Annotated in this window: 24 protein-coding genes; 1 reads left to right on the top strand and 23 read right to left on the bottom strand. The window is 47.7% G+C overall.

Going from position 1 to position 22,858, the window contains the following annotated elements; all coding sequences use genetic code 11:
• Positions 1-80: 80 nt before the first annotated feature.
• The 22 genes from ylqF to NLX74_RS03085 all read right to left on the bottom strand — a co-directional run bounded on the left by ylqF (position 81) and on the right by NLX74_RS03085 (position 20,081).
• Positions 81-941, bottom strand: a complete 861-nt coding sequence (gene ylqF, locus NLX74_RS03190) for a ribosome biogenesis GTPase YlqF (protein ID WP_235308115.1) — start codon at positions 939-941, stop codon at positions 81-83.
• An 86-nt stretch (positions 942-1,027) separates the two neighbouring features.
• Positions 1,028-1,654 (bottom strand): signal peptidase I, encoded by a 627-nt coding sequence (gene lepB, locus NLX74_RS03185; RefSeq protein WP_061832000.1) that lies wholly within the window; start codon positions 1,652-1,654, stop codon positions 1,028-1,030.
• 101 nt (positions 1,655-1,755) lie between these two features.
• Positions 1,756-2,100, bottom strand: a complete 345-nt coding sequence (gene rplS, locus NLX74_RS03180) for a 50S ribosomal protein L19 (RefSeq protein ID WP_010346403.1) — start codon at positions 2,098-2,100, stop codon at positions 1,756-1,758.
• A gap of 224 nt (positions 2,101-2,324) precedes the next feature.
• Complete coding sequence (gene trmD / locus NLX74_RS03175; protein WP_061832001.1) at positions 2,325-3,143, bottom strand: tRNA (guanosine(37)-N1)-methyltransferase TrmD; 819 nt, start codon at positions 3,141-3,143, stop codon at positions 2,325-2,327.
• Positions 3,143-3,658, bottom strand: coding sequence for a ribosome maturation factor RimM (gene rimM / locus NLX74_RS03170; protein WP_069291714.1), 516 nt, complete (start codon positions 3,656-3,658; stop codon positions 3,143-3,145). Before rimM ends, trmD begins: the two co-directional genes overlap by 1 nt.
• A 97-nt stretch (positions 3,659-3,755) precedes the next feature.
• Positions 3,756-3,986, bottom strand: coding sequence for a KH domain-containing protein (locus NLX74_RS03165; protein WP_013309863.1), 231 nt, complete (start codon positions 3,984-3,986; stop codon positions 3,756-3,758).
• Positions 3,987-4,009: 23 nt separating this feature from the next.
• Positions 4,010-4,282, bottom strand: a complete 273-nt coding sequence (gene rpsP, locus NLX74_RS03160; RefSeq protein WP_013309862.1) for a 30S ribosomal protein S16 — start codon at positions 4,280-4,282, stop codon at positions 4,010-4,012.
• A gap of 67 nt (positions 4,283-4,349) precedes the next feature.
• Complete coding sequence (gene ffh, locus NLX74_RS03155; protein ID WP_254327919.1) at positions 4,350-5,726, bottom strand: signal recognition particle protein; 1,377 nt, start codon at positions 5,724-5,726, stop codon at positions 4,350-4,352.
• A gap of 51 nt (positions 5,727-5,777) precedes the next feature.
• Complete coding sequence (locus tag NLX74_RS03150) at positions 5,778-6,146, bottom strand: putative DNA-binding protein (protein WP_069291713.1); 369 nt, start codon at positions 6,144-6,146, stop codon at positions 5,778-5,780.
• Positions 6,147-6,312: 166 nt separating this feature from the next.
• Complete coding sequence (trhA, locus tag NLX74_RS03145; RefSeq protein WP_013309859.1) at positions 6,313-6,963, bottom strand: PAQR family membrane homeostasis protein TrhA; 651 nt, start codon at positions 6,961-6,963, stop codon at positions 6,313-6,315.
• Positions 6,964-7,124: 161 nt separating this feature from the next.
• Positions 7,125-8,141, bottom strand: a complete 1,017-nt coding sequence (ftsY, locus tag NLX74_RS03140; RefSeq protein WP_061832006.1) for a signal recognition particle-docking protein FtsY — start codon at positions 8,139-8,141, stop codon at positions 7,125-7,127.
• Between the two features lie 38 nt (positions 8,142-8,179).
• A complete protein-coding gene (gene smc / locus NLX74_RS03135) occupies positions 8,180-11,749 on the bottom strand; it encodes a chromosome segregation protein SMC (protein ID WP_254327918.1) in 3,570 nt (1,189 codons plus the stop codon).
• A 255-nt stretch (positions 11,750-12,004) separates the two neighbouring features.
• Positions 12,005-12,703 (bottom strand): ribonuclease III, encoded by a 699-nt coding sequence (rnc, locus tag NLX74_RS03130; protein ID WP_013309856.1) that lies wholly within the window; start codon positions 12,701-12,703, stop codon positions 12,005-12,007.
• Between the two features lie 12 nt (positions 12,704-12,715).
• On the bottom strand, positions 12,716-13,954 hold the full coding sequence (gene fabF / locus NLX74_RS03125; RefSeq protein WP_061832008.1) for a beta-ketoacyl-ACP synthase II: 1,239 nt from the start codon (positions 13,952-13,954) through the stop codon (positions 12,716-12,718).
• Between the two features lie 228 nt (positions 13,955-14,182).
• Positions 14,183-14,416 (bottom strand): acyl carrier protein, encoded by a 234-nt coding sequence (locus NLX74_RS03120; RefSeq protein WP_007429985.1) that lies wholly within the window; start codon positions 14,414-14,416, stop codon positions 14,183-14,185.
• Between the two features lie 108 nt (positions 14,417-14,524).
• A complete protein-coding gene (gene fabG, locus NLX74_RS03115; RefSeq protein ID WP_025721716.1) occupies positions 14,525-15,274 on the bottom strand; it encodes a 3-oxoacyl-[acyl-carrier-protein] reductase in 750 nt (249 codons plus the stop codon).
• A 50-nt stretch (positions 15,275-15,324) separates the two neighbouring features.
• Positions 15,325-16,269 (bottom strand): ACP S-malonyltransferase, encoded by a 945-nt coding sequence (gene fabD / locus NLX74_RS03110; protein WP_254327917.1) that lies wholly within the window; start codon positions 16,267-16,269, stop codon positions 15,325-15,327.
• An 81-nt stretch (positions 16,270-16,350) separates the two neighbouring features.
• Complete coding sequence (locus NLX74_RS03105; protein ID WP_069291709.1) at positions 16,351-17,340, bottom strand: beta-ketoacyl-ACP synthase III; 990 nt, start codon at positions 17,338-17,340, stop codon at positions 16,351-16,353.
• Between the two features lie 8 nt (positions 17,341-17,348).
• Complete coding sequence (gene plsX / locus NLX74_RS03100; RefSeq protein WP_061832012.1) at positions 17,349-18,341, bottom strand: phosphate acyltransferase PlsX; 993 nt, start codon at positions 18,339-18,341, stop codon at positions 17,349-17,351.
• Positions 18,325-18,921: a transcription factor FapR gene (gene fapR / locus NLX74_RS03095; RefSeq protein ID WP_007429980.1), complete on the bottom strand. Its 597-nt coding sequence runs from the start codon at positions 18,919-18,921 to the stop codon at positions 18,325-18,327. Before fapR ends, plsX begins: the two co-directional genes overlap by 17 nt.
• A 280-nt stretch (positions 18,922-19,201) precedes the next feature.
• Positions 19,202-19,375: a 50S ribosomal protein L32 gene (rpmF, locus tag NLX74_RS03090; protein WP_007429979.1), complete on the bottom strand. Its 174-nt coding sequence runs from the start codon at positions 19,373-19,375 to the stop codon at positions 19,202-19,204.
• A gap of 187 nt (positions 19,376-19,562) precedes the next feature.
• Positions 19,563-20,081, bottom strand: a complete 519-nt coding sequence (locus tag NLX74_RS03085) for a YceD family protein (RefSeq protein ID WP_069291707.1) — start codon at positions 20,079-20,081, stop codon at positions 19,563-19,565.
• Positions 20,082-20,436: 355 nt separating this feature from the next.
• On the opposite strand from NLX74_RS03085, the gene NLX74_RS03080 reads away from it, so the two are divergent.
• Positions 20,437-21,669, top strand: coding sequence for a nucleotidyltransferase (locus tag NLX74_RS03080; RefSeq protein ID WP_254327916.1), 1,233 nt, complete (start codon positions 20,437-20,439; stop codon positions 21,667-21,669).
• On the opposite strand, the gene NLX74_RS03075 is transcribed toward NLX74_RS03080, so the two are convergent.
• The gene (locus NLX74_RS03075) at positions 21,659-22,690 is read right to left on the bottom strand and encodes a YlbL family protein (protein ID WP_254327915.1); all 1,032 of its coding nucleotides are present in this window, start codon (positions 22,688-22,690) and stop codon (positions 21,659-21,661) included. The genes NLX74_RS03080 and NLX74_RS03075 overlap by 11 nt on opposite strands.
• Positions 22,691-22,858: the final 168 nt, after the last annotated feature.

Genomic DNA, 22,858 nt, shown 5'->3' with positions numbered 1-22,858 from the left:
ACCTTCCTCCTCTCCGGAGAGATGGGGAAGGTTCTTCCTTGCCACAAAATGCTATGTTCTCTATCGGTGTACCAGTAGAATCAGTAAGGAGCTTCCAAACTGAACCGTCCCAGCTTCCCTGCACGCAGCTCACGCAAAATGATTTTTGACGCCTTTTCGAGATCCACACGTCCGCCGCTAACAATACAGCCACGTTTACGTCCGATCGCTTCCATGACGTTGACAATTTCATCAGGATTTTCTGTATCTTCAGGACGTTCGGTGAGCTCAAAGCGCTCTGCCAGTGCGTCCCAATAGTACTGAACCAAATATTTAGTCGCAAAAAAGGCAATATCCTCGACATTCAGAATTTCTTCCTTGATCGCACCTGTAACTGCCAGACGATAGCCTACATTCTGATCCTCAAATTTAGGCCATAGAATCCCTGGTGTATCCAGCAATTCAATTTCTCCAATCTTGATCCACTGCTGTGCCTTCGTTACCCCTGGACGGTCACCCGTAGCTGCAATATTACGTCCCGCCATTCGGTTGATCAGTGTCGATTTGCCGACATTCGGAATACCAACAATCAACCCACGCATAGGACGCGGATTCATTCCCTTCCTAATCTGCCGATCTATCTTTTCCTTAAGCAGCAGCTTGGCCTGAATTGGAATTTCTTTTAGTCCCGTCCCAGTTGTGGCATCCACCGGAATGGCCACATGCCCCTGCTCCTTAAAATAGGCAATCCATTGCTGTGATACTACCGGGTCCGCCAAATCTGCTTTATTCAAAATAATCATTCGCGGCTTGCCTTGCAAAATATCATCAATCATTGGATTTCGGCTAGAGAGCGGCAATCGAGCATCAATCAGCTCAATGACCAAATCAATTAACTTTAATTTTGCTTCAATTTGGCGGCGCGCTCTGGTCATATGACCAGGAAACCATTGAATCGTCACCGTCATCACCCCATTGATCGTAACTCCTACTTTTACCCTTAGGCTCTTAGTTAGGATTACGGCAGCTATGCTGCTTATTAGTTATTCTAGTGGTTAATCCACTGCATATCTTTCGCCGGCCAGAAAATAACGTCAGCCCGACCTACAACTTCCTTCAAATCAATATATCCAATCATCCGACTGTCTGTACTATTGGAACGGTTATCTCCCATTACAAAAATATGCCCCGCCGGAACTTTTCCATCCTTAAATTTCTCATTTGGAAAATTTGTAAACTTGTTGTAAAGTTCACCATTTTGGTGCGCTTCTTCTAAAGGAGCTTTCAAGTAAGATTCCTGAATCGGCTTACCATTTACTGTAATCGTGTCACCTTCTACCTTGACCGTATCTCCTTCAACGGCAATGACGCGTTTGATAAAGTCTCTTCCTTCCTCCGGCACATGAAACACGATCACTTCCCCTGGTTTAGGGGCACGGAAATCATACAAAATCTCATTTACAATGACGCGTTCTCCGGTATGAAAGTTAGGCTGCATCGACGGGCCATCCACAATAAACGGCTTAAAGAGAAGCCAGCGGATTAAAAAGACAAGCACTAACGCAATAATGATGGCCTTGAGCCACTCAAAAATCTCATTTTTTGGTTTACGCTTGGGCGTACCATCCTGTTCAGTTGGCTGCTGTACAGCTCCTTGTCCTACTTCTTGCTCCATAGCTCACTGTCCTCTCTTTACGGTCAATAATCCACAGTTCCCTATGTACGTAGAAAAAACGAAAGGAGCTTGTAACCAAGCCCCTTTCGTTATTCGTTGTATTAACGACGAATTTCTTTAATTCTCGCTGCTTTACCGCGCAGTTCACGAAGATAATAAAGCTTCGCACGACGCACTTTACCACGGCGAGCCACGTCGATTTTATCGATTTTCGGGGAATGAAGCGGGAAAGTTCTTTCCACACCTACACCGTAAGAAATTTTACGAACTGTAAAAGTCTCACTGATTCCACCACCACGGCGTTTAATGACAACACCTTCAAACAACTGGATACGCTCACGAGTTCCCTCAATAACTTTCACGTGCACTTTCAAAGTGTCACCAGGACGAAAGTTAGGCAAATCTTTACGCAGTTGTTCTTCAGTGATCGCTTGGACGATATTCATCTATGACTCCCTCCTTCCGTACAGGTGTTCATGCTTCTTCTGGAAACACAACCGTTTCCTTCATCATCCACAGAGGACCACCGTATTACACACAACAGATGTATTGTATCATGGAGGATACCGCATTGCAACAACAAAAAGGGATTTGACCAAACATTATTTAATTGACTCCATTATAAAACAGGTCACTCCCTGCTTTCAAATCCACTCATGCCTAAGACGCTTTATTGCTTATCGCCCAAACAGTCAGATTTGCGCTGCTCCTCAACCCACACGCGCTCCTTGCCTGTCAGTTCAACCTGTTCCAACAGGTCTGGTCGGCGTTCCATCGTGCGACGTAACGCCTCTTGGCGTCTCCAAGAATCAATATTGACGTGATGCCCTGACAGGAGTACATCAGGAACTTTCCAGCCCCGAAACTCCGCAGGCCGGGTATAATGGGGGTACTCCAGCAACCCGGTACTAAACGAGTCCGTTACCGCACTCGTTTCGTTCCCCAGCACTCCTGGTAGCAACCGTGTCACACTGTCAATGACGGCCATGGCTGGAAGCTCACCACCAGTCAACACATAGTCTCCGATAGAAAGCTCATCCGTCACCAAATGCTCTCGAATACGCTCATCATAACCCTCATAATGCCCACATATAAAAATAAGATGGTCCTCTTTGGCCAGCTCTTCCGCTTTCTTTTGCGTAAAAGTCTCGCCTTGTGGACACATCAAAATGATACGCGGAGATTTTATGTCTGTGTTACGTTCTATCCCTTCATGTTGAATAACTTCGTCGGCAGTTTCTAATGTTGATTCCTCTGATTTATCCAACAGCGCTTCCACGGCAGCAAAAATAGGGTCAGGCTTCAAAACCATGCCGCCCCCACCGCCATAGGGCGTATCATCCACTTGTCCATGCTTATTGCCGGCATACTGACGAAAATTAACCGCTTGCAGTGATACAATTCCCTTATCCCTTGCTTTTCCCAGAATGCTTGCATTAAATACTCCGTCAAACATCTCTGGAAACAGGGTCAGCACATCTACCCGCATTACAGCAGACCTTCCATTAACCGTACCGTAACCCGTTTTTCGCGCACGTTTACATCCAAAATAACATCCTCTATATACGGCAATAGCAGTTCCTTGCCTTTAGGCATTTTGACTACCCATACATCATTGGCTCCCGGAGTCAAAATTTCTTTGACCACGCCGAGCTCATTTCCGTCTTCGGTCACCACTTCCATGCCGACTACTTCATGAAAATAGAATTCATTTTCTTCCAATTCGCCTAACCGCTCAGCAGATACCTTCAACAAAGTACCTTTATATTTTTCAACTTCATTGATATTGTGATATTCCTTAAATTTAGCGACAACCATATTTTTTTGAAAACGCGCTGTTTCAATAGTTACGGGAATCGGGGCTTTACCTTCAGCCGGGACAATCAAAAGTTCACTACCTTTAGCAAAGCGATCCTCTGGGAAATCTGTCGTCGTTAATATTTTAAGCTCCCCACGGATTCCATGGGTGTTCACAATTTTTCCGACATTAAACAATTGTTGCATCATGTTCCTCCTGCTTGTTATCGGTCCCGCTCCATATCATCTTCATCATGTACGAAAAAGGGTTAGGACATACATCCTAACCCACTTTCGTATATCTTTAAGATATGATGTCTACGGTAACCCGTTTATCCATCTTAACGGCTGCTGATGCAACCACAGTGCGAAGCGCCTTGGCGATACGACCCTGCTTACCAATGATTTTGCCTACATCCTCAGGATGCACACTAAGCTCATATACAACAAGCCGATCCTTCTCCAAGGTCTTCACGGTCACATCTTCCGGATGATCGACTAAAGCCTTAGCAATGATTATCACTAATTCTTCCATGGTTGACCCTCCGTATCAGCACCTTATTTCTGTAGTTTAGACTCATGAAACTTTTTCATTACGCCCGCTTTGCTAAGCAAGTTACGGACTGTGTCGGATGCTTGTGCACCATCTTGCAACCATTTCAGCGCTTTATCTTCATCAATTTTTACAACCGCTGGTACTGTGATTGGGTTGTAGTAACCGATTTCTTCGATAAAACGACCGTCACGCGGGGAACGAGAATCAGATACCACGACGCGATAGAAAGGAGCTTTATGTGCACCCATACGTTTCAGACGAATACGAACTGCCACGAAAATTCACCTCCTTCAAAAAGTAGACTGTATATTGTTATCCCATAATTCCAAGGGCCTATTGGCCTTAGCGGAAAGGAAACTTCATACCTTTACCCATACTCTTCAACTGCTTCATAGCCTTGTTTTTGCCACCCTTAGGTCCCATCATATCTGAGAACTGCTTCATCATACGACGCATTTCGTCAAATTGCTTTATCAGACGATTTACCTCAGCCAGTGATGTTCCACTGCCTACAGAAATACGTTTGCGTCGGCTATGATTAATCATGTCTGGGTTTTGCTTTTCCTGTGTGGTCATAGAATGAACGATAGCCTCAATCCGGCCCATCTGTTTGTCATCCACTTTGATATCTTTCATTTGCTTCATGTTGCCCATACCGGGAATCATATCAAGAATCTGGTCGATTGGGCCAAGCTTCTTAACTTGATCCATTTGCTCCAGAAAATCTTCAAAAGTAAACTCGGCATTACGCATTTTCCGTTCCATTTCCTTCGCCTTATCGGCGTCGATATTGGACTGCGCCTTTTCAATCAGGGACAACATGTCACCCATGCCTAAAATCCGTGAAGCCATCCGTTCAGGATGAAACGGCTCCATCGCATCCAGCTTTTCACCCAATGTAGCAAACTTGATTGGGCATCCCGTCACAGCCTTAACCGATAAAGCTGCACCACCACGAGTGTCACCATCCAGCTTCGTCAGTACAACTCCCGTTAACTCCAAGCTATTATTAAAGTGCTCCGCAACGTTAACCGCGTCCTGCCCCGTCATGCTATCTACAACCAGTAGAACTTCATCCGGGTTGACGTTGGTATGAATCTGGCGCAACTCTTCCATGAGCTCTTCATCAACATGAAGACGACCAGCAGTATCTATAATAACGTAGTCATTACCATTATCCTTAGCATGCTGCAAACCCTGTTTTGCAATTTCTACCGGGCTTGTCTGATCTCCCAGTGTAAATACAGGAGTATTAATCTGCTCCCCAAGAACCTGAAGCTGCTTGATCGCGGCTGGTCTATAAATATCACCAGCTACAAGCAATGGACGATGATTTTGCTTTTGCAGCAATTTCGCCAGTTTACCAGACGTTGTCGTCTTACCTGCGCCCTGGAGACCCACCATCATAATGACCGTAGGCGGTTTGTTTGCTTTGGCAAGCTTGGCCTGACTGCCACCCATCAACTCGGTCAGTTCTTTGTTCACGATGTCGATGATGACCATGCCTGGCGTAAAGCTGTCCATCACTTCCTTACCAACGGATTTCTCCTTTACCTTGGCAATAAAGTCCTTTACAACCTTGAAGTTAACGTCCGCCTCAAGCAAAGCTAATCGTACTTCACGCATCGCCTGAGCTACATCCTCCTCAGACACTTTTCCTTTACCGCGCAGTTTACTGAATACATTTTGCAAGCGAGTCGATAATCCTTCAAATGCCATACTTTCGCACCTCCTTGTCTACCAGGGTTGTTTGTTCTTAATCTATATGTCCTACAGTTCCTGCAGGCGATTTACAATTTGATGAACATGTTGCAGAATGCCTTCATCGGACTCACCGATTTTACCGAATGCCTCATACAACGTCTTATTTAATTCTTCGAGATCTTGGATTCTACGCTCATACTTGCTTAGCAAACCAAGCTTTTCCTCGTACATTTCCAATACCTGTTCAGCACGTTTAATATGTTCATATACTGCCTGACGGCTAATTTGAAATTCCGATGCGATTTCCCCTAAAGAAAAATCATCATGGAAGTAATATTTTAAAAACATCTGTTGCTTCTCTGTAAGCAGAGGTTCATAGAAGTCAAACAGTCGGTTAATCCGGTTTGTCTTTTCCAGCCGATTCTCCTGACTCATCTTGTATACCTCCATCGTCAAGGAAAAACACTTTACAGTTCTTTTCAACGTTCCTTATGATACATAAAAGAAAAGAAGATGTCAAGCGTTATCCCTTGTCATACAAAAAAAAGCCGATCCACTGCCCTCAAACGGAAGTACGGATCGGCTTTTTGCCCACTGTTACTTAAACCCTTACTGGAGTAAGATACAGCAGAACAGCCAGAAAATGAAGTATGCTACCTGCTAAAACAAACAGATGCCAGATCGCATGGTGATATGGAAATGCCCGCCACACGTAGAAAATCGTGCCCAACGTATACATAAGACCACCTACGAACAATAACGTCATCCCTCCGGCGGGAACAGTCGCAACCAGAGGATTCCAGGCAATGGTGATGAGCCAGCCCATCACAATGTAAAATACGGTAGACATAAACAGGAAGCGCTTGGTGAAGAACGCCTTGAACAACACACCAAACAGTGCAATCCCCCAAATCACTCCAAACAGTGTCCATCCCAGAGTACCTCGCAGTGCAACGAGCATAAACGGGGTGTAGCTACCTGCAATGAACAGGTAAATGCAAGAATGATCGAATATTTCGAACAAATCCTTCATTTTCCCTTCACGCAGGCTATGAAGCAACGTTGAATTGGTGTACAACAGCAACATCGTAATCCCGTAAATCGTAAAGCTGACGACATGCCAAGTGGTTCCTTTCAAGCTAGCAAAAACAATGAGTAACACAAGCGCTGCCACGCTTAAAACGGCTCCAATTCCATGTGTAATGGCGTTGGCTACTTCTTCCCGTCGGGAGTAGGTATAGGTGTTTGCCATCGGTTTTTCACCCGGCTTCCTTATTTATATTTACATACAACATACATTACATATACGGCATCGACAGACCTCTTGCTTTCATTATACATCTGGGCGAACTTGAACAGCAACAGGATGGCTACTTAGTCCCAAACGTAGCATGAAAGCCTACTTTAAACGTATCAGTTCTGTTCTTCCTCGTCTGCAGCAGTTGCTTCGACGGTCTCTTCCTGAATCAACCCCGCAAACAACGCATGAACGAATTGCTCGGAATCAAACGGTTGAAGATCATTCACTTTTTCACCTAAGCCCACCAGCTTAACAGGCAAATTTAGCTCCTGACGGATGGCCACAACAATCCCGCCCTTCGCTGTACCATCCAACTTCGTTAGTACCAGCCCGGTCACACCGCTTTTCTCACCAAACAGCTTGGCTTGGTTAAGTGCATTTTGTCCAGTCGTCGCATCAAGTACCAACAACACTTCATGAGGAGCATCTGGAATTTCGCGTTGGATCACGCGGAAAATTTTGTTCAGTTCCTCCATCAGATTGCTTTTATTCTGAAGACGTCCTGCGGTATCACACAACAAAACATCCACTTGACGCTGCTTGGCAGCCTGTACGGCATCAAACATAACCGCAGCCGGATCGGAACCGGATTGCTGCTTAATAACCTCTACACCTGCCCGCTCGCCCCAAACCTCCAACTGTTCAATCGCACCCGCCCGGAACGTATCTCCGGCAGCCAACAAAACTTTTTTGCCCTCTTGTTTAAAACGGTGAGCTAACTTGCCAATGGTTGTCGTTTTGCCGACGCCATTGACTCCCACGAATAGAATGACTGTAATCCCGTCAGCGCTCATTTTGAGCTGACTATTGTCATTCCCCCGCAGCAACTCGGACAGCTTTTCCGACAATACAGGCTGTAATTCCGATGCGTCCTCAATTTTGCGCTTTTTCACTTCTTCTCGCAGGTCTTCAATGAGGTTCATAACCGTGTTGACGCCTACGTCCGCTCCGATCAGAATTTCTTCCAGTTCCTCATAAAATTCCTCATCAATCTTTTTACGGCGAATCATCAAGTCCGTTACTTTTTCAACAAAACCTTTACGTGTTTTTTCCAAACCATCTTTGAACTGTTTTGTGACAGATTCAGTTTTGTTTGCAATGCTTTCCTTCAATTTCCTAAAGAAACTCATGGATTCCCTCCGTTGGTCTGAAAGTATGTTATTTAATGTCAGGCAATCTCAGCTTCATCGTTGTCTAGCTTGACAGATACGAGTTTGGAAACCCCGCCTTCCTCCATCGTAACCCCGTAAAGCACATCAGATTCTTCCATTGTGCCCTTACGGTGTGTGACTACAATGAACTGTGTCTGCTCCGAGAATTCTCGTAAATACTGGGCAAAACGCACCACGTTTGCTTCGTCCAATGCAGCCTCTACTTCATCGAGTACACAGAATGGGACAGGTTTAACGTGTAAAATGGCAAATAATAACGCCATCGCTGTTAACGCACGCTCACCGCCCGACAGCAGCTGCAAGTTTTGCAATTTTTTGCCTGGTGGCTGAGCTACGATGTCGATCCCCGTCTCCAGCAAGCGTTCCGGGTCAAGCAGCACGAGATCAGCACGTCCGCCTCCGAACAGCTTGGAGAATACCGTTCCAAATTCGCGCCGAATAGCATCGAACGTTGTCTTAAAGCGTTTGGACATTTCTTCATCCATTTCACGAATAACTTGATAAAGCGTTGTCTTGGCCTCCACCAAATCAGACTTTTGCTCATCAAGAAACGTATAACGCTCATGCACACGCTGGTATTCTTCAATGGCGCCCAGATTCACCTCACCCAACGCGGAAATACCCCGTTTGAGTCTCTCTACCTCGCTCTGCGTACCTTCAATATCTTCCGGTATAGGGTAACGCTGCTTGGCTAACTCATAGCTGAGTTCATAATCATCACTTAATTTTTTCAGAACGTTTTCCAGTTCCACATCAAGCCGATTTACTCCAATTTCCGTTTGACGAAGCAACTCCTCCACTGACTTGAGCTGAATTCGCTGTTCTTTCGTGTCGTTCTCAGCCACTTCAAGCTTTTTGGACAAGCTGCTGCGTGCAGCCCGCTTGAATTCCAGTTGCTGTGCGGCTTCTTCCTTTTTCAAACGGTATTGATTGAGATTTTCAATCTGTTTCACGGTCTCCTGCTCATTGGTCAGCAAATCTGCTTCGATGGAAGCAAGCAAGGTTTTGTTTTGTCTCGAATCCTTACCAAGAGTATCATAATCCCCACGCAATCTGCGCAACTGCTCTTCCAAAGAAAAGCGCTCTTGGTCCAGCTTTCCTTCCCTTACCTTAAGATTCGTGAGCTCTCCCTGCAGCTGCTCTTTGGCAGATTCGTTGGCTTTACGGGCAAATTCAGCAGCGTGAATGGCCTGATGCGTTTTCTTTTCTTCTTCCTCCAACGCAGCCAACTTTACCAACACTTCTTCACGGGAAGTTTCCAGCTCCTTGATTTCCTGATCAAAGCCCTTTTTCTCCTGACCAGACGCAGCGACCTGCTCCAGAACATGACGAAGTTCATGCTCCAGTTGCTTGAGTTCCATTGCCATCTGCTGCTCTTCACCGCGCTTCACATCGCCGCCCTGGCGCAGCTCGTCCAGACGGATCTGTGTCTCCTCCAACTGGCGTTTGGTATCTATTGCACTCTGGCGCAACCTTGCAATTTGCTGCTCCGTATCTACAATGTCCTGATCCAACTGATCCAGCTGACGTTTGCGTCCAAGCAGATTAGCATTTTTCTTGAACTGGCTTCCCCCAGTCATGGAACCCCCTGCATTGACAACATCGCCTTCCAAAGTGACCACGCGGTATCTATATTGGCAACGGGCCGCAATACGGTTTGCATCTTCCAACGTACGGGCAATGACCACATTCCCCAAGAGACTGCCTACAATTCCGGCATATCGATCATCATACTGAACAAGATCTGCACCGATTCCGACAAAGCCTTCGGCTCCTTCTGCAATTTGGCGTTCTCCTGCACCGATTTGACGAGGACGGATAACATCCATAGGCAAAAATGTCGCTCTGCCCAGTTGACGTTGCTTTAGAAAACTGATCGCCTGTCTAGATACGGATTCATTTTCCATCACGATATGCTGAACTGAAGCACCCAAAGCAGTTTCCATCGCCTGCTCTAAATGCTCAGGCACCCGAATCAGCTCCGCTACCGCTCCATGCACACCGTGCAAAGTTTCTTTTCGTGCAGCCTTCAATACCTCTTTAACTCCAAGCATGAAGCCGTCAAAGTCATCCTGCATTTCCTTCATTGTATCTCGCCGTGAAATTTGAGCCTCACGTTTTTGTTCCCATTTACGAACCGTACCCTGGTTTTCTTCCAGTAGTTTTTGCAGGGCCTGGTACTTTTCACTTCCCTGAATATAGCCATTACGCAAACTACTGATTTCCTGCCCCAGCTTCTGAACTGCAGCTTCCAATCCCTTTTTGCGCTGTTCAAGTTGTACTTTCTGGGCTTCCCATTTGCCGGATTCGTCACTTACGCGAGTCACACGCCGTTCCAATGCTTCCTTCTGTTGGTCTGTATAACGAATTTCGTTACGCGCCTGCGCCATCTGATTCATCAGCTCCAGCAGACCACCCTTTAGGCTTTCTTCCTGCTCCTGGCTGATTCCGCCTGTAACACCAATCAGTTTGGCCTCTTCGTCAGACAGCCGCGCACGCAACTCGTCAAGCTCTACATTCAGTGCAGACAGTTTTTCGTTCAGCTGATCCAGTTCACTCCTGCGCTCGGAATGCCGTGATTCGCTTGTGCTAAGTGATAAGATCAATTGTTCCCGATTAGCCTCCAGATTGCGTGTGCGCTCTTTGAGCAATTCGCCGTAGCCTTCACTTTTCTCCGTCGCTTCACTGTATTGCAGCAGATCCCTTTGCAACTGTTCTACTTGCTCTTCCAGCTGGCGCAATTCGTTGCGGTCGCTTTCCAGCATCGCATCATGGCGGGACACCACCGTAGACAACTGAAGCTGCTCTTGCTGCAACAGAGCTAGTTTGGAAGTCGCATCGCTCCACGAAGTATGAATTTGTTCAATATGATGGACGTACATTGAAATTTCTTTTGATTTCAATTCACCGCGCAGCTCTTTAAAATGAATCGCTTTTTCAGACTGCTCCTTAAGCGGTCCAATCTGATCCTCCAGTTCACTAACCAAATCGTGAATACGCAGCAAATTTTGCTCCGTTTCATCCAGCTTGCGAACCGCATCTTTTTTACGCGATTTATATTTTACGATACCCGAAGCTTCCTCAAAAATACCTCGACGATCCTCAGATCGGGTACTCAGAATTTCCTCAATGCGTCCCTGCCCAATAATTGAATAAGCTTCTTTACCAATGCCTGTATCCATAAACAGCTCTGTAATATCTCGGAGTCTGCATGATTGCCGATTAATGAAATATTCACTATCCCCACTTCGATGTACACGTCGCGTTACCGTGACCTCACCAAAATCCAGAGGCAACGCCTGATCTTCATTATCCAACGTAAGCGATACTTCACCGTAATTAACAGCCTTACGAGCATCACTACCCGCAAAAATAATGTCCTCCATTTTGCCGCCACGCAGTGATTTGGCACTCTGTTCGCCCAGCACCCAACGAATTCCGTCGGAAATATTACTTTTTCCGCTTCCGTTGGGTCCGACGACTGCCGTAATGCCGCGGACAAATTCCATTTCTGTTTTATCTGCAAACGATTTGAAGCCCGCCAGCTCAATGCGCTTTAAAAACATGCTCAATCTCACCTCTAACATTTCAAATATGCTTGTACAACACCGTATACCTGATTGATATGAATTATCCCTATTGTAGCATAAACTAGCTTGTATAAAGCACAGTACCGACCTCATGTTACACCAGCAAAGCCACGAAAAAAGAGCAAAACGCAGTCCATTCGCCATTACGGGCCGGGACTCCCCGCGGACTGCCCTTTGCTCTTACTTTGTGTCCCCTGCTTGCGTAACCCGTCCGGGCTGCTCAGGTACCGATTACGATTCCGCTAGCTTCAAACGGTTTAAAGCTACTGCCGCCGCTTGCTGCTCAGCTTCTTTTTTGGAGCGTCCCGTACCTGCCCCTAGCCGTTCGCTGTCCATATATACCTCGGCTACAAACTCGCGCTCATGGGCTGGTCCGCGCTCCTCTACAATCTTGTATTCAAGCATCCCCATGTTATGATGCTGCGTCAGTTCCTGAAGCTCTGTTTTGAAATCACTCATCTGAAGCTTTCCGTTTAATACAATTTGAGGAAAAATATAACGTTCCAGAAACGACCGGACGGCCTCCAGACCCTGATCCAAATAAAGCGCACCTACGAACGCTTCGAATACATCAGCCAACAGAGCCGGACGAGTACGCCCACCTGTCAACTCTTCACCTTTTCCAAGCAGTACATATTGCCCGAACTCCAGCCCGACAGCAAATTTCACCAGCGAAGGCTCACAGACAATAGCTGCACGCAACTTGGTGAGTTCGCCTTCGGGTCGGTTAGGGTACTGATTGTACAATTGCTCGGACACCGTCAGTTCCAGAACAGCGTCACCTAAAAATTCAAGACGCTCATTGTCTGCATGCTGACTGAACCGATGTTCGTTTACGTAGGAAGCGTGCGTAAAGGCCTGCTTCAGAAGCTGCCGATTGTTGAATTGAATATGAAGTTTCTGCTGTAATTGCTTCAAGTCTCCACTCAACGAACTGACCCCTTATGCTTCATATTTTTTTAGAATAACCGTAGCATTGTGACCGCCAAAACCAAAGGAATTGGACATAACCACATTCAGTTCCGCTTTTCTCGGCTTATTAGGTACATAATCAAGATCGCATGCCGGGTCTTGATTATCCAAATTAATCGTTGGCGGAATCGTCTGATGCTGAAGGGCGAGACCACAGATCACGGCTTCAACGCCGCCCGCTGCACCCAATAAATGCCCTGTCATCGACTTGGTTGAGCTGATCGCTACCTTATAGGCATGCTCTCCAAGCGTTTTCTTAACTGCTTCCGTTTCGGATTTATCACCGACTGGTGTAGATGTACCATGTGCATTGATATAATCAATCTCTTCAGGATTCAATCCAGCATCACGGATCGCCATTCTAATGCAGCGTGCCGCTCCCTCTGGATCAGGCTCCGTCATATGATGGGCATCGCCAGAAAGACCGTAGCCAATCACTTCACCGTAAATACGCGCACCACGCTTCAAAGCATGATCCAACGATTCCAGAATAAGAACACCAGAGCCTTCGCCCATAACAAACCCGTCTCTTTCGGTATCAAAAGGACGACTTGCCTTTTGAGGCTCGTCATTACGCGTAGACATCGCTCGCATGGAACAAAATCCAGCCATACCAATCGGACGAATAGTGGCCTCAGCTCCTCCGCAAATCATGGCGTCTGCGTCACCGCGCTGAATCATGCGGAAGGAATCGCCAATAGCATGACTGCCCGTGGCACATGCCGTAACTGGTGATGTATTAGGACCTTTAGCACCGAGTGAAATCGATACTTGACCGGAACCCATATTAGCAATCATCATCGGAATGAAGAAAGGGCTTACGCGTTTAGGTCCTTTTTCAATCAGTGCGTTGTGCTGATCTTCCCAAGTTCCCAATCCGCCAATACCGGAACCGACAGATACACCAACACGCTCAGCGTCCGCATTTTCTCCGATTACAAGTCCGCTGTCCTCAAGCGCCAACTTACTAGCAGCAACCGCAAACTGCACAAAGCGGTCCATTTTACGCGCATCCTTACGTTCAATATAATCCTCTGGATTAAAATCTTTAATGGAAGCGGCTATTTTTGTAGTGTACTCACTTGTATCGAAAGCTTCGATTTCACTGACGCCGGATTTTCCAGCCATCAGATTATCCCATAGTGTGTTCAAATCCTGTCCCAGCGAAGTGATTACACCCATTCCTGTTATGACAACACGTTGTTTCAAAGATAATCACCTCTATGTCTACTGCATATTGTATTTTAAGACCGCACACTCTTGTGCGTAAAAATAATATAGAATCAACTAAAGTTAGTAATGCCGCGTACTTCTCAGCCTTTGACTAAGTGAAGCTGAGCCAAACTCAAAAACACGCGGCAATTCCGTCTTTAGTTCAATCTGTATAATTAGGAGAAAGTCCCGCCTGTAACAGAACGGGACTTTTGATGACATGAATTAGGTATGAGATTGTATGTACTTCACAACTTCACCTACAGTTGTAATTTTCTCTGCATCTTCATCAGAGATTTCCATATCAAACTCATCTTCCAATTCCATTACCAATTCAACTACATCGAGAGAATCAGCGCCTAAATCATCTTTAAAAGATGCTTCAAGTGTAACTTCGGCTTCGTCGGCTCCCAAACGGTCAACGACAATGCGTTTTACGCGCTCCAATACATCGGACATCCGGCTCACCTCCTCTTAGGTATTATACGAAAATTACAATTAAAATGCCATAGAAGAGAGTTTTCATTGACAACTCTTCATCGGGGCATGCGGATTGGCAACATGCTACTACATATACATGCCGCCATCCACATGCAAAGTCTGGCCCGTCATATATGAGGAAGCATCCGAGGCCAAGAACAGCACCACGTCAGCAATTTCCTCAGGCCGTCCAAGACGGGCCAGCGGTATACCGCTAAGCATATTGTCACGCAAATCATCAGCCAGTACCTGTGTCATCTCAGTATCGATGAATCCAGGAGCCACACAGTTCACTGTAATACCTCTCGACGCAAGCTCCCGAGCAGAGGATTTGGTAAGACCAATTACCCCTGCTTTAGCAGCAACGTAGTTGGCTTGTCCTGCGTTGCCAAGTACACCGACCACGGAGGAGATATTGATAATTCGGCCAGAACGCTGCTTCATCATTGGACGTGTTGCCGCCTTAAGACAATTAAACACACCCTTCAGATTCGTTTCGATCACCTGATCGAATTCCTCTTCCTTCATGCGCATGATTAAATTATCTCTTGTTATGCCGGCATTATTCACCAGGATGTCAATCTTGCCCCAAGCGCCAATCACATCCTTGATCAACTGATCTGCTTCGTCAGCGCGACCGACATTAGCCTGAACTGTAATAGCCTCTACACCTTTGGCACGAATCTGCTCTGCTACCTCAGTCGCAGCCGCTTCACTACCAGCATAGTTTACTGCCACATTAGCGCCTGCTTCAGCCAGCGCCAGCGCGATACTACGGCCAATTCCGCGCGACGCTCCCGTAACGAGCGCCGTTTTTCCACTCAATGGCTTAGACATCATAGTCCCCCCTTGCAAGTATATAACCCGTTAAGGCAATGATTATACTTTTAACGGGCCTCCAAGGCTTCCGTTACAGAAGCAAACGACTCCAGGCTACTTATATTATACAGCTTAACCGTTTTGTCGATTTTTTTAACCAGTCCAGTCAAAACACTTCCCGGTCCAAACTCAACAAAGGTGTCAACACCTTGTTCTAGTAGCCATGTTACACTGTCTTCCCACAGTACCGGAGAATAGACCTGATCCACCAACAGTTGGCGGATTTCGCTCCCCTCACGTACAGGTTTAGCTGTTACATTGGCAACAACTGGAATCTGAGCTTTGGAGAAATTTACAGCCCCCAACTTGCCGGAGAGCTTGGTCGCTGCTTCCTTCATCAATGACGAGTGGAAAGGACCGCTAACCTCCAGAGTAATAGCGCGCTTGCCTCCTGCTTCCTTCACACGTTCAGCGACAGCAGCTACGCCCTCCTTCGTACCAGATACAACAATTTGTCCGGGACAATTGATGTTGGCTAGTTCGACCAGTTGACCAGACTCCGTAATATCACGGCACAATGCTGCCAATGCTTCACGATCAGCTCCCAACACAGCAGCCATCCCGCCTTGCCCATCAGGAATGGCCTGCTCCATGAACTCGCCACGTGTACGAACGATCTCAACCGCATCCTCAAATGCGAGGACACCGGAAGCGACTAGCGCGCTGTATTCTCCTAGACTGTGTCCAGCCACATAATCGGGATGAACGCCCATTTTTTCCTTGAACGCTTCATACAACGCAATGCTCGCCGTTAACAGTGCAGGCTGCGTATTGGATGTTTGCTTCAAAGCTGTGTCCGGCCCTTCAAAAATCAGTGCGCTTAGTGCGAACCCTAACCGTTCGTCCGCTTGGCGAAATACTTCTGTTGCAGCTGGAACTGCTTCATAAGCATCTTTAGCCATACCTACAGCTTGTGAACCCTGACCGGGAAATATAAATGCCGTTTTGCCCATCGTGTATGCACCTCTCTGTATCCAATGCTTGTCCTGTAAAACACTACACAAATTCAATATTATATCGAAAATTCCAACTAATTACCAGACAAGAACCGACGCTCCCCAGGTCAAGCCACCGCCAAAGCCCACCATTAATACACGGTCGCCTTCCTTCATGCGGCCTTCCTCAGCTGCTTCCACAAGAGCGAGAGGGATTGATGCTGCAGATGTATTCGCATATTTATGAACATTAACAACTACCTTTTCCTCTGGTAAATCCAGACGTTGCATCGCCGATTGGATGATGCGAATATTGGCTTGATGCGGAACGAACAGATCAATATCATCTTTGGACAGCCCTGCTTTTTCCAACACATCAACCGTTGCCGTTCCCATAACACGAACCGCGAACTTGAACACTTCGCGTCCGTTCATGTAAATATAGTGCTGTTTATTTTCCAGTGTGTCTGCACTCGCAGGCAAACGCGAGCCTCCGGCTTCCAACTTGAGTAAGCTGCCTCCGGCACCTTCAGCCCCGAGATCAAAGGATTGGAATCCTCTACCTTCAGGCACTTCGCCAATCACTACAGCTCCTGCACCATCTCCGAATAGAACACAGGTATTGCGGTCGGTATAATCTGTAATCCGAGAAAGACAGTCTGCCCCAATGATTAATGCATTATTATAAATACCTGTCTTAATGAAGCTCGTTGCCGTAGCCAGTCCGTATACAAAACCCGAGCATGCCGCAGACAAATCGAAAGCTGCTGCGCCTTTGGCTCCCAATTTGTCCTGAAGAATGCAGGCAGTTGACGGAAACGCCATATCCGGTGTAACCGTAGCTACAATAATTAAATCCAGATCCTGTGCCGTCATACCCGCGGACTCCAACGCCTTAATTGCTGCTTCATAAGCTAAATCAGATGTAGCCTGTTCTGGAGCCGCAATATGGCGCTCCTGAATCCCTGTACGACTGACAATCCATTCATCACTCGTTTCTACGATTGCTTCCAAATCTTTATTGGTCAGAATTTTCTCAGGTACGTATTTCCCTGTTCCGATAACACCAACCGGCCGTAATTTATTCATATCGTCACTCACTTCCTGCTGATTTCCTTGGATATACTTTCCACCAACCGGTTTTGCAAGGCCGTACGAGCCTGCCTTACCGCGTTTTTGACGGCAACGCCGTCAGACGAACCGTGACTTTTCAGGACGAGTCCACTCAAACCCAGCAAAGGAGCCCCGCCATGCTCTTTATAATCCAATTTACCTTTCAGACTGCGAAGCTCAGGCATAATCAAGGCTGCTGCAAGCTTGGTCTTCAAGGATTTGGTGAATTGCTCTTTTAAGAGAGAAAATATGGCTCCGGCTGTACCCTCCAGTGATTTTAGCATGATATTTCCAGCAAATCCATCACACACCAGTACATCGCAATTTCCGGTTAACACATCTCTCGATTCAACATTACCCACAAAATTGACAGGTAACTGCTCAATAAGTGGAAATGCCAACTTCGTCAGTTCATTGCCCTTCCCAGCTTCAGTCCCCACATTCAGCAGACCCACCCTTGGAGAAGTCACACCGTGAACTTTCTGACGATACAAGCTCCCCATCAGTGCATACTGGGCAAGATGCTCAGGCTTGGCATCCATATTGGCTCCCAAGTCAAGCGCCAGAATACCCTGATCATCAATCGTTGGTATCATCGGCGCGAGAGCCGGACGTTCAATGCCTTCCATTCTTCCAACCACCAGCAACCCTGTGGTCATTAGCGCGCCTGTATTACCTGCGGATATCATGGCATCCGCTTCGCCTTCTCTGACCATTCGACCAGCCACGACCATCGAAGCATCCTTTTTACGGCGCACTGCCTTTACAGGCTCGTCCTGTGCATCTATCGTTTCGGATGCATGGCGAATGCTGAGGTTCGTCGGCAACGCCCTACCGTTCAGAACCGATTCAATTCGTTCCCGGTCACCAACCAGCGTAATGTCCGTATCCTTCCATTCCGCCGCCGCAGATAGCGCGCCCTCTACTGTCGCCTCAGGAGCATTATCTCCCCCCATGGCATCAATGGCGATCCGCATGCTGACTTCCTCCTTCGCTATACTCTTCCTCCGTGGAGCGATAAATGACAAAGTTACCTTGGAACACCATTTCTTCTCCTACGTAGGCAAAGACTTCCACTTTAGCCTTCCCTTTTTGTTCTGGATTGGAGCGCACATATGCCTTGGCAATGCACTTCTCACCTAAATGAACCGGTCGGACAAAGCGTATATCCGCTGACGCGGTCAATGCTATCTCATCATTAATCACGGCAACGGCCAATGAATTGGCCTGGGCAAATACATAATGCCCCCGCGCAATGCCAGTACGCGAAAAAATATGTTCCTCTTTAATCTCAAAAATCGAAATACCGCTTCGATCCAACTGTAGATCAACGATATCCCCGATCACTTCATGCAAAGGCAAGGAACGAACCTGGTCGTAGGAGCGCTCAGCCATCAGCTTTAGCCGTTCCCGCAATTCCGGGATTCCCAGCTCCATCCGGTCCAGCCGAATAGTCTGAATACTTACCTTCAGCTGTCTTGTCAATTCCTGATCCGTTACGAACGGATTATCATCAATTAATTGAGTCAGCCGCTGCTGTCTCTGTCTCTTCGGCAAACGTTCGATGTCAGTGACGCCTCCTTTCTCTACAATAAACTGTCGTTCAGACAACAGTTTGGGTTACTTTACTTCACTTTCTAACGGCGGACTTCAAGCCGATTTGTCTTCTTGTATGTATAAAGGAACCTCTTCGGCCCTTCTTTCTTAGAACCTGGTACTAAAACAGTATATAGCATGCTGACGTAAAAAGGAAGCATGCAGACAAAAAAAGTAGCGCCTCACTGAAGTGAAGCGCTACTCTTTCTGCGAAGATTCCAAAGAATCCGCTTATCGGACATTATTGAGAGATGATCTCTCTAGCTTTGTACGTTCCGCAAACTTTGCACACATGGTGAGCAAGTTTCAATTCGCCGCATTCGGAGCATTTCACCATACCTGGTACTGCCAGTTTAAAGTGAGTACGACGTTTGTCGCGACGAGTTTTGGATGTTCTCCGTTGAGGTACTGCCATTCTTCCCACCTCCTTAACCAGATCAACCCCGCATAACGGGTATGACTTCTTATCTCATTCAAGACTGAAAGAAAATGCTAGAAGCAATTATCTTACAGCCGGTGAATCAAGCCTGCAACATCCACGCATCGGTTCAGTAACTCTCCGGCACAAGCGGATGATGATTTTTCAGAATTGAACTCAATTCTCATTTAAAAAAATCCTTAAGCCCTGCCAGACGCGGATCAATCTTTTCCGTATTGCCATCGCTACTGTCATCGGAGCCAATACTCCAGTTTTGTCCGGTCTTTGGTGCGATTCCCTGACAATCCTCACTGCACAAAGGCGCAAACGGCACATGCAGTACAAACAGTTCTTCACAATACGGTGCAATGTCGAAGGAGTCCTCCGTCACTGCGATAAAATCGCCATCTTCATCCTCCTCTTCAACACTCGAAGAGGTTTGCTTGAACCGTTCACGGAATTCAATCTTTAAATCCTCGTGCATCGGGCTTAAACAGCGTGAGCACAGCATGTCCAGACCTGCGGTCAACGTGCCTTCCACGCTCATCAAGCCTTGACCCAGACTAACGGCGACCAAGTCGGTCTCCAGCGGGGAAACGGCCGTAACATCAGCACGATCATCCACCAATTCACTCACATTAAGAGATTCACGGATAGGAAAAGGACCGTCACTTGTTGCTACTTTGCGAAAAAATAGTTGCATCACTATCACTCCAAACAAACAAAAATTATTATACCGACTGATCGAGTCGTTTGTCAACACCTTTCACTTTACACCACTCACAAATCCATCGGTTTTCCAATGGTTCGACAAGTTTTATGCAGAAGCAAAAATGCATTGTGCTAAACATGTACTGATGAGTATTCGTACCCCCGCCACTCTTCGTGTACAATAATGCGAGTATAAAGCTTTTTCGTCCAGGTCTCAATGGTCTTGTTCATGCCGACGATGAAAAATCAGTATAGCTGCCCTGAAAACAAACATTGACGGGTACTTAACCATTATTATCAAAGGTGTTACCCAATAAGCTACTTTAAGAAAGGAGCCGACTACGGTCTTGAAAACACTCGGTATGATTGTAGAGTACAATCCCCTGCATAACGGACATGTCCATCACTGGGAGGAATCTCTTCGCATCACTGGTGCACAACGCACAGTGGCTGTGATGAGTGGTCCTTTCCTTCAGCGGGGTGAACCCGCGATTACAGACAAATGGTCCCGCACCGAAATGGCACTCGCCATGGGTGTGGACCTAGTTCTGGAGCTGCCTGTGGCCTATGCCGTCCAGCCCGCAGAATGGTTTGCCCGCGGAGCGGTCGCCCTGCTCCATGCGACGGGCATCGTCGACGCGCTCTGCTTCGGCAGCGAGAGCGGAGACATCGCCCCGCTGCGCGCGCTGGCTCGCGTGCTGGCGGCAGAGCCGGCCGAGCTCAAGGCCGGCATCGCGCAGCGCCTAAGCAGCGGCACGAGCTATCCCGCTGCCTACGCGGGAGCCGCAGCCGCGCTCGCGGCCGGAGCGGACGGCGCTGCGCTCGCTGCCCTCATGCAGCAGCCCAACAATACGTTGGGGCTGCATTATTTGATTGCGCTGGAACGGCTGGGCAGCACAATCAAGCCCTTCACGGTAACCCGCACGGGATCGGGCTACCACGAAGCCGTGGCCCCTGCGGACGGAATCATCGCCAGCGCCACGGCCATCCGCCGTCTGCTGCTGGACGGCGGGCCGGAAGCCGCGTCACCGTACATACCTGCGGCGACACTGGAGATTTTGCGGCGCGAGTGGCAAGCTGAACGCGCGCCGCTGCACTGGGAAGCGTTCAGCCAGCCGTTGCTGAACGCCCTAATCACACGTAGCCCACAGCAGCTGGCGGAGCTGCACGAGGTCACCGAAGGGCTGGAGCATCGTCTGCGGCAATCGCTGTACACGCTGCCCCAGCCTTCTGTGGAGGCCCTGCTCACCGCGATCAAGACAAGGCGGTATACTCGTACGAAGCTTCAGCGGATGTGTGCACATATTTTGCTGAATCATGCCAAAGCCGATATGACTCCGGATGAGCTGGCGAAAGGTCCGGGCTATATCCGCGTGCTCGGCTTTAACAGGGCTGGACGCGAGCTGCTGGCACGTATGAAGCAGACAGCCACCCTTCCAGTATGGGTCAAGCTGTCTGCCGGATCACATCCCCACCTGGACTGGGATACAGCCGCAGCCGCCATACACGCAGCCGGGATGCCACGTCCCGCCATCCGCGGCATGTATGCTGATTACTTGCGACCGCCCATTATGGTTTGATGGGCAGCTTTTCCATATAATTCAGCGCATCACCAAGCTTGCGAACCGAAACAAGCTTCATCCGGCTTCCCATTTGCTCAGCTTTGGCCTTGGCCTCTTTATAATTATCCGCAGGGACGAAAAACAATTCCGCACCCTGACGGTCAGCAGCAACTATTTTATACTTTGCACCACCAATCGCTCCAACCTGACCGTCCTTATCAATAGTACCCGTACCGGCTACACGATATCCCTTACTCAGATCACCTGGTGTCAGTTGGTTATAGATTTCCATGGTAAACATCAAACCTGCCGAAGGACCGCCAACATCCGTAGATGTAAAATGAATCGTTTTACGTTCGTCCTTCGGCTCTACCTTCTGTACCGTGGCAATACTGACGCCAAATCCAGAACGTTGCTTACCCGTCTCACTGTCCGTGATGGTCGTTAAGGGAGCTTGCACGGTCAGCAACTTTCCATCGCGCTTTAGCTTCACTTTAGCCATTTTTCCCGATTTTTCATCCTCTAAAGCCTTCCGAATGGAACGATTATCGGTCACCCGCACGTCGTTCAGCTCCAATATTTCATCTCCAGGCTCAAACACGCTGTTCGATCCCGGGACCTTAAATACATACACATAATCTGGCACAATGCGATAGGGAACATGGGCACGGGTGTAGGCAGCCTCCATCGCGGAAGATTGGGAATCACCCATATACCATACCTGCTCTGCCGCATATTCGTCTTCACTTCTTCCATGCAGACGATCCTCTTTGCGCTGAATCTCCGAATTGCGGTCCAGCTTGGACAGGCCCAACATAATAACATTGGCATAACGCGCCGATACCGTCGTCATCATAAAGGTCCCCCGTTCGATGCTGTCACCCTCCCGGACTTTAACCATCGGTTTGATCTCGTTAGCCCCACCTGGTCCATAGATCAGATAAGGGGTTGGCATATAGACCAGCACATAGACCATTGCAGCCAGCATTAAGACATAACCGGTTGTAAAAAAAACTCTTTTCCGGTTTATTCGTTTCATTGCTTCTCCTCCCCTTGCAGCCTAACTTCTCCATCTTATCCAAGTGCCTCTGCGCCACCTGTTCTCAAGCCTTCCGAAAAAGCATACATTGTTTACGACAACGTATACGAACAACCTATCCCAAGACAACGAACGTGAATAAACACTGGAGACAGCATCCCACTCTCC

The sequence above is a fragment of the Paenibacillus sp. MZ03-122A genome (assembly GCF_024213325.1).
In the GTDB taxonomy this organism is placed as follows: Bacteria; Bacillota; Bacilli; order Paenibacillales; family Paenibacillaceae; genus Paenibacillus; species Paenibacillus polymyxa_B.
This window is presented reverse-complemented; position numbering and strand designations above follow the sequence as displayed.